Here is an 8,442-nt window from a genome sequence, read left to right as displayed (position 1 = left end):
CCTCAACCACGGTGATCTCGCTGCGATATACTCGTTGAATTACGTCTAGTCGTTTCTCGTCTTTCATTGTCAGGGTTGTCATCCTTCCACCCTGACATAATTACGTTGCCGTTAACCCCTGACATAATCACTTTGCTACAACACGTCGGCGAAATGGAGTTGACCGGCGCAGGGCGATGGTCTAAAAAGAAAGGCGCAGCGACAGGACGCGCGGTAGCGAAAGGTAAATACCATGGCGGCAGAGACATTGACGATTACCGATAACCGGACTGGCAAGCAGTACGAGATTCCGATCAAGCATGGCGCGATCAAGGCGACGGATTTGTTCCAAATCAAGATCTCTGAGGATGATGGGATCGTCAGTTACGACCCCGGCTTCATGAACACCGCGTCCTGCGCCAGTAAGATCACCTATATTGATGGCGATAAAGGCATCCTGCGCCACCGTGGTTATCCGATCGAGCAGCTCGCTGAAAAGGGCACCTATTTAGAAACCGCCTATTTGATTCTCAATGGTGAATTGCCGACCCAAGCGCAGCTCGACGACTGGACCCGTAACGTCACGATTCACTCCATTGTTCATGAAAACATCCGCAAACTGATCGACGGTTTCCATTATGATGCCCACCCGATGGGCATGTTGGTGAGCACTGTCGGCGCCCTATCGACCTTTTATCCCGGTGCGAAAAAAATCTTCGACGCCAAGAATCGGCTTGAGCAAACCTATCGCTTGATCGGCAAGATGCCGACGTTGGCCGCCTTCGCCTATCGTCACAGTCTCGGTTTGCCCTACTCGTATCCGGACAACGATCTGAGCTACGCGGGCAATTTTCTCAACATGCTGTTCAAGATGACCGAGCTCAAATACAAGCCCAATGCGGTGCTGGAAAAGGCGTTGGATATACTTTTTATTTTACACGCCGACCATGAGCAGAACTGCAGCACCAACGCCATGCGCGGCATCGGCAGCTCGCAGTCCGATCCTTACTCGTCGGTGGCCGGCGCGGCGGCGGCGCTCTATGGCCCTCTCCACGGCGGCGCCAACGAAGCGGTGTTGCGCATGCTGATGGAAATCGGCTCCAAGGACAAAGTTCCAGAGTTCATTCAAAAAGTTAAGGGCGGATCGGGCCGCTTGATGGGTTTCGGCCATCGGGTCTACAAAAACTACGACCCGCGCGCCCGCATCATCAAGCACATCGCCGATCAGGTGTTCGAGGTGACCGGGAAAAATCCGCTCCTCGAAATCGCACTGGAGCTGGAACGAATCGCGCTCAGCGACGACTATTTTATCAAGCGCAAACTTTATCCCAACGTCGACTTTTACTCGGGCTTGATCTACCAGTCCATGGGACTGCCGATGGATATGTTCCCGGTACTGTTCGCAATTCCGCGCACGGTGGGCTGGATCGCTCAGTGGGAAGAGATGCTCACCGATCCCGAACAGAAGTTAGCGCGGCCCAAGCAGATTTATTTGGGTGCGGAAGCTCGCGACTTCGTGCCGATGAACCAGCGCAAGTAGCGCCTAGCGCAGCGTGGCGCGAATGCCGTCGGAGATCACTTTGATTTTTTGACCGATTTGCAGGCGCGGGCTCGACAAGCCATTGAGCTGCATCAAAGTCGCTACCGCTTGACCATAGTGGCGTGCGATCGAGAAGATAGTTTCGCCTCGTTTAACTTCGTGGGTCATTACTTTCCCGGTTTCTATGTCCTTACCACTGAGGCCGCTGTTGGCTTTAGCGAACACCGTCGCTTTGCCTATCGGTACGCGTACGGTGTAGCCCTTAGCGCCGGGCGGTGTCAGATTTCTTAGCAGCGCCGGATTGAGATCGCGGATCGTCGCCACGTCGGTCTGCGCCATTTCCGCCAGAGCCTCCATCTTCAGTGAGCCTTCCGCCTCGACCTCTTCGAACTCCAGAGGCTCGTGATAGTAGACGTTATCGAAGCCATATTTTTTCGGATCGCTGGCGATCAGTGAGATGGCGACAAATTTGGGCACGAAGTTGCGGGTTTCTTCGCTCAGTTTATCTCGGCTTTTGAAATCCCAAAAATCATTGGCCTTGCTCGACTGCAAGGCCCGGTTGATGATCGTCGGTCCGGCGTTGTAAGCGGCGGTGACGAGATACCATTTGCCGAAATAGCTGTGCAGTTCTTTTAGGTACGTGGCGGCGGCGCGCGTCGACTTGATCGGATCGCGCCGCTCGTCGACCCAATTGTCGATGCGTAAACCATACTGCTTAGCGGTGGCGGGAACGAACTGCCAAAGCCCCACGGCGCCGAACTGCGAAGTCGCATGGACCATCAATTCGCTTTCGACAAACGCGAGATAGCTGAGCTCTTCCGGTAAGCCTTCGTCGCTGAGCACTTTGGCGATCATCGGCATGAATTTGCCCGAGCGCGAAAGTAACGTCAGCATCTGCGCCTTTGAAGTCGTGGTGTATTGCCGCAGGTATTGGCGCACCTGGGGGTGGTCGATGACCTGCCGGGAGAATTGCAGCCGGCGCCGCTCGCTGGGCTGCTCCACCACCTTGTTGAGATCTTTGTCTAATAGGTCGAGCAGCTGATTGTCATTGCTTACGCGCGGCTGGCTCGCAGCCGTTGTGTTGGATGTCTGAACACTTTCCTGATTCTCATCGCGGTCGGTGCGGCGTTCGAAATATTACCGCACATGGGCCGGCAGCTCCTCTCGGTTGGGCGTGCGCGCGTCTATTTCATTTTTCGTCAGTGTTGGGCTGCTACTAGCAGCAGGAGGATTGAGGGATTCGAAGGGCGCGATGGATTTGAAATATTCGTTGGCGACGGATCTTTCGGGCGGCGTCACCGCGGCGGAGGAGGCTGGGCGGTAGTACAGTCGTTCTGTGCTCGCACAGCCGACGATTCCCACAAACGCCAACAACAGCAGTAGGTGATCGCGGATTACTAACATACAAAATACCTACGGACCGCCGCACGTTACACAAGTTAAATAATCGGTGCAACCCTGCTGAACGGGCAATTGCTTCAGGGCTAAACTAAACTGGTCGCAGGTGATTTTAGAATTTTAGCTGGCTTTCCTCGCCCAAATGACATCTGTGATGGGGAATCCTTCTCGGCGGACTTCGATTTTACCTTTCTGCCGTGATAAGTCGTTGACAAGGAGGTGAAACGACTATGTCCTTGCAGACTTTAATTCGAAAACCCCGTTCGCCGCGCCCTACCTGTGCGTCGATCGTCATTTTCGTGATGATGTTCACGAGTTTCCAGAAACTTGGCACGGCCCAGTCACCCACTGATGCGAAGAAAGTCGCGTTGGAAGTGGTTGAGCGCAACGCTGAGCAGATCGCCACGGTGGGCGATGTGATTTACCACTTCGGCGAGCCGGGGATGCAGGAGTACGAAACCTCGAAGTATTTGAAAGCCACGTTGGAGCAGATCGGTTTCAAAGTTGAACTCGGCGGCGCCGGATTGCCGACCAATGTTTGGGCGACTTGGGGTTCGGGGAAACCCGTGATCGCCATCGCGACCGAAATGGATTCGTTGCCCGAGGGTTCGCAGACGCCGGGTAGCATTCCGCGCAAACCGCTCGTCGAAGGCGCGCCTGGCCATATGGAAGGGCACAACTTGATGGCCGCAGCCGCAGTCGGTGCGGCGCATGCGGTCAAGAAGGCGATGGAGCAATTCAAACTACCTGGCACCGTAGTCGTATCCATCGGTCCGGCTGAAGAACAGCTCATGAGCCGGCCTTATCTCGTGCGTGACGGCTATTTCAAAGATGTTGACGCCGCGATCATCACGCATGTGGCGGACAGCTTGGGTACGGGTTACGGCCTTGGGAATTATGCTTTGATTGGCGCGAAGTTTACCTTCAAAGGTAGAACCGCACACGGTGGAGTGAATCCCTGGGATGGAGTTGACGCAGTCGACGCGGTGGTGCTGATGGACATCGGCTTCGACAAATTGCGCGAGCATCTGCGGCCGACCTATCGTGGCCATCGCACGATTACCATGGGCGGTGTGCAGCCTAACATTATTCCCGATGTCGGCCAGATTTGGTGGTTCATTCGCGATGCGACGGGGCCTTGGGCGAAAGAAAATTTCGACAAGCTGGTCAACATCGGCAAAGGCGCTGCACTCATGACCGGCACGACCATGGAGATGGAACCGTTCGGCGCAGCGTGGCCGTCACTGGGCAATAAAGCGCTGGCTGAAGCGATTCAGAAAAATATCGATACGGTCGGGATGCCCAACTGGACGGAAGACGAAAACAAATTCGCCAGGGCATTACAAAAATCCATGGGTCAAAAAGAAATCGGTTTGCCGACCAAAGTATTGCCGCTGGCTGCCGGCCGGCAGAATTCTTCATCCAACGACATTGGCGACATCACCTGGGTGGTGCCGACCGGCACCATTCGTTTTCCATCGGTTGTGCCGGGTATACAGGCGCATCACTGGTCGGCGGGAATTACGCCGACGATGTCGATCGGTCACAAGGGCGCGGTGGCGGGCGCAAAGGTGATCGCGACCTCGGTGTTGGATTTACTGACATCGCCAGAACTCCGTGCCGCTGCTAAAAAACAATTCGACGAAGACACCAAGGACAGCAAATATTTTTCGCTGCTCCCCGAGGGCGCCAAACCGCCGCTCGATCTCAACAAAGAGATGATGGGAAAATACCGGCCGGCGATGAAGAAGTTCTATCTCAACAAGACCGCCGTGTTTAAATAAGCGCGACTTGTGGGCCTTATCTGGGCCCGGGCAAATGAATCTGGTCGTAGTATTAGGAGGAGGAATTTATGGGCAAAAACATTCGTGAGTTCATGACCCACCGTGAACCATCGGAACATATTTGGATGACGCGCGAAGAAAGCGCGGTGATCGGCACGGCGCGCATGGGCCAGCGCTTGGTGCCGCATATCCGGCCCTTTGATCTTTTGCGCAGCACGCCGCTCAACGGCAATCGCGCTCGGGCGACGGTGTTCGAAGGCGATGCGCTGCGTGTCAGCACCGAGCTTATCGCCGGCCGCGAGACTCAGCTTACCCGCGCGGCGGATTACGACATCGTTTATTTACAATTTTCCGGCCGCTCGAAGATCGAGAGCGAAGGCGGCGTGATCGAACTGGAGCCCGGCGAGATCGCGCTGGTGCCTTCGGCGATTTCCCATCGCAGCACCGGTTCGGACCAATGCCTGCGCCTGCGCGTGGCGACTCAAGAAGCGGTCAGCGAAGGCGTCGATCCGGAGCAGCCGTTGACGCAAAATAAATTTACCGTGAAGGCTTCGGAGCCCATTGGCACCGAGAACGGTCATGGCGAGACTTCGAACGACGGGACTGCGCTGGAGCATATCAGTTTCTGGGACCCACAGTCGGATCTCTGGGTTGAGCGCGATGTTGCGGCGTTGATCGGCTGCAAGGGCGAAGGCGGCCGGCCGGTGCGCAAGTTGAGCGCGTTCAATTATTTCACCGGCATGACCGGCAAGGGCGGCGCGCGGGCGCCGATCCTTTACAACGGCAAAGAGTTCCGCGTCGACGTTTACAACTTGGAAGAAGAGCAGAACGGTTTTCATCGCGGTTGCGACGAGGACGAGATCTGGTTTCAGTTCCGCGGCCATTCGCTCAACCACACCGAATGGGGAGCCATGGAACTCGACGCCGGGCAGATGTCCTACATCCCGCGCGGCGTCGCGCACCGCATCACCGGCAGCCCCGGCTTCCTGCGCATGGTACTCTACAGCCGTAAGCTGGTGCATCCCAAGGCGTTCAATAACGTCTCGGAGCGCGCGACCAGGTTCGATGTGCAATAGCGTACTTCGTTTGAATAGGACTTTTCACCACGAAGGACACGAAGAGCACGAAGTTCGGAATAATAATTTTCCGAAACCTTCGTGTCCTTCGTGCCTTCGTGGTGAAATTCCGATTGCGACGAAGCGGCAAAGAAAAACGGAGGCGTAATGATCGGCGGTAAGCCAAAGGTTAGCGATCTCGTCATTGGCGCGCGCAATATGATCGAGGCGGCGGATATTCGCCCCGGTGACTCCGTGCTGTTGCTGGCCGATCGCTCGAGCGATGGCGATTCCATCGACGCGCTGGCTGCGGCGTAGCGTTTGCACGGCGCGACGCCGATGGAGATGATCGTCGAGCCGATTCTGCGTTACGGCGACGTGCCGGAAGCGGCGCTGCGCGCCATGGAAGCCGTCGATGTCGCGGTTTGGGTCTGGCCGGTGTTTATCAACGGCTCGACCAACTATCGCGAGCGGTTGCGCACGCCCAAAGAGGGCGACGCCGGCGCGCCGACCGAGCGGGTGAAGCCCTATAAAATTTATTTCGAAGGTTGGCCCGGTCTGCTCGCCACCGACTACGCGCGCTATCCCAATGAATTACTCTGGACCATCGCGCGCAAAGTCAAAGCGATCGTCGCCGCCGGTTCGAAAGTCACGATAACCGGACCGTATGGAACTAAGTTGGTTGCCGAGTACGACAACAAACGCATCTACGCCATGCAGACCAAAGCCGGCGAGCCGGCGGGGCGCTGTCATTTTCCCTGGGGCCGCTGCGGTGTCTACAACGGCTCGGGCACGGCCAACGGCACGGTGCAGTTGGATTTGGTCCAGGGCGTGCCCGGCATGTTGCGCGAACCGATGCTTTGGACGATCAAAGACGCCAAAGTCGTCGGCGTCGAAGGCGGCGGCGATATCGGCGCGGAGACCAAACGCTTGTTCAAAGCATTTCCCGGCAGCGATTTTTTTACTGAAGTGATGTTCGGTTATCATCCCAAGGCGTCGACCGAACGCGGCATTCAAGACCCGATGCACTGGGAAATTTTGAGCCGCTATCCTTGGGTCGGTCTCGGTACGCAGCGCAAACATATGGTCTACCGCCATGTCGACGGCGGCTGTTTGCAAGCGAACTTGGCGATCGACGGCCGGGTGCTGGTGGATTTCGGCGGCAGGCTGACAATCCTCGACGACCCGGAGGTTCGCGCGGCGGCGGCGCGCTATGGCGATGCGGACTTTTTGCTGTCGACGTTGTCGCACGAAGGGACGGCGTTGGGCGGGCTTTGGTAAGGCATGAGGCGCGAGGCATGAGGCTTGAGTCTGGAAAATCAAGGCGCACGGTCCGATTCGTCGGATCTGTCCTATCTAGTTTAGTATTGCTCGTAGCTGCTTGCAGTTTCGCACTAGCCCAGCAAGCCGAGTGGGACAAGACCGTGGCGGAGGCGAAGAAGGAAGGCAAGGTCGTCGTCGGCTTACCGCCGAGCGCGGAATTGCGCAAGGAGTTGGAGCCGGCATTCAAGAACCGCTTCGGCATCGAGATGGAAATCTTTTCCGCCACCGGACCGCAGATTGCCAATCGGATCGTCACCGAAGGCAAAGCCGGCGTGCGCTATTTCGATTCCTTCATCTTTGGCTCGTGCACCGGCGTCCCGTTGATCAAGTCGGGAATGTTCGATCCAATTGAGCCTTACATGATTCTTCCCGAAGTGAAGGAGGCGAAGAATTGGTGGGGCGGCCATATCTTTATGGACAACGTCAGCGGCACCAAGCTTTTCTATTCCTTCATTTCAACCAAGAGTACCGAGGGCTATTGGCACAACACGTCGCTGTCGAAAGCAGAGGAGTTTCGTTCGCTCGACGATCTGCTCAATCCGAAATGGAAAGGCAAGATCGGACTCAGCGATCCACGCGTGGCTGGTTCGGGCTTGTCCGTGTGGTCCTATCTGTGGGACTTGAAGGGCGAGGAGTTTTTAAGAAAGCTCGTTGCCCAGGATTTGTTCGTCACGCAGAATCTGCGCCAGCTCGCCGAGGCGCTGGCCAAGGGCAAACTCGCGATCACGCTGGGCATCGGCCTGGCGCAGATCGAGCCCTTCGTAAAGGCGGGTTTGCCGGTGAAGGATCTACCTGATCCAATCGAAGGCAACCCGTCGAGTAACGGTTATGGCACGCTGGCGATCGTCAAAAATCCGCCGCATCCGAATGCGACCAAAGTGTTCGTCAACTGGCTACTCAGCAAAGAAGGGCAGGAAATTTACAGCCGCGTGCTCTTGCACGGCACGCGCCGCTTGGACGTCGACACCAAATGGATGGCTAAGCAGGGCGTGGAAGCGTCCAAGGATTTTTTGAGCGTCAAGGATAATGAACGGCTGCGCAATTACCTTGAAGACAAGTGCGTGGATATTCGGTTGAAGTCGCAGAAGTTCGCCGAGAAGATCTTGCAGTAGAATTATAATCGTCGATCATCGGATACGGTTTTTCTTTTTCGTTCGTCATGCCGGCGAAGGCCGGCATCCATCTCCACTTTTGCCGCAGTGCCAAAACAATCATGGATACCCTAGATTCACAAGCGAAGTGCAACACTATTGGGATAAGGTGTTGCTATGGGACAAAAGTATCAACAGTTTTCGCTTGAAGAGCGCTGTACGCTTTGCCGACTTAGCCAAGCCGGGAAAACAAAGCGCCAAATCGCGGCAGC

The 8,442-nt window shown here is 56.2% G+C and carries 7 protein-coding genes; 5 read left to right on the top strand and 2 right to left on the bottom strand.

Annotation, left to right across the window (positions count from 1 at the left end):
* Positions 1-232: 232 nt before the first annotated feature.
* Positions 233-1,519: a citrate synthase gene (locus EXR70_24200; protein MSP41599.1), complete on the top strand. Its 1,287-nt coding sequence runs from the start codon at positions 233-235 to the stop codon at positions 1,517-1,519.
* A 3-nt stretch (positions 1,520-1,522) separates the two neighbouring features.
* Here the strand turns inward: EXR70_24200 and EXR70_24195 are convergent, their stop codons facing one another.
* Positions 1,523-2,524 (bottom strand): LysM peptidoglycan-binding domain-containing protein, encoded by a 1,002-nt coding sequence (locus EXR70_24195; protein ID MSP41598.1) that lies wholly within the window; start codon positions 2,522-2,524, stop codon positions 1,523-1,525.
* A 132-nt stretch (positions 2,525-2,656) separates the two neighbouring features.
* On the bottom strand, positions 2,657-2,923 hold the full coding sequence (locus EXR70_24190; GenBank protein MSP41597.1) for a hypothetical protein: 267 nt from the start codon (positions 2,921-2,923) through the stop codon (positions 2,657-2,659).
* A 224-nt stretch (positions 2,924-3,147) separates the two neighbouring features.
* On the opposite strand from EXR70_24190, the gene EXR70_24185 reads away from it, so the two are divergent.
* From EXR70_24185 to EXR70_24170, 4 genes are all read left to right on the top strand, one after another.
* Complete coding sequence (locus tag EXR70_24185) at positions 3,148-4,701, top strand: amidohydrolase (GenBank protein ID MSP41596.1); 1,554 nt, start codon at positions 3,148-3,150, stop codon at positions 4,699-4,701.
* A 68-nt stretch (positions 4,702-4,769) separates the two neighbouring features.
* Entirely contained in the window at positions 4,770-5,777 is a 1,008-nt protein-coding gene (locus EXR70_24180; GenBank protein ID MSP41595.1) for a hypothetical protein, read from the top strand.
* A 300-nt stretch (positions 5,778-6,077) separates the two neighbouring features.
* Positions 6,078-7,037, top strand: coding sequence for a hypothetical protein (locus EXR70_24175; GenBank protein ID MSP41594.1), 960 nt, complete (start codon positions 6,078-6,080; stop codon positions 7,035-7,037).
* Between the two features lie 17 nt (positions 7,038-7,054).
* Entirely contained in the window at positions 7,055-8,191 is a 1,137-nt protein-coding gene (locus EXR70_24170) for an extracellular solute-binding protein (protein MSP41593.1), read from the top strand.
* The last annotated feature ends 251 nt before the right edge of the window (positions 8,192-8,442 follow it).

Source organism: Deltaproteobacteria bacterium, assembly GCA_009692615.1.
Taxonomy (GTDB): Bacteria; Desulfobacterota; Binatia; order UBA9968; family UBA9968; genus DP-20.
This window is presented reverse-complemented; position numbering and strand designations above follow the sequence as displayed.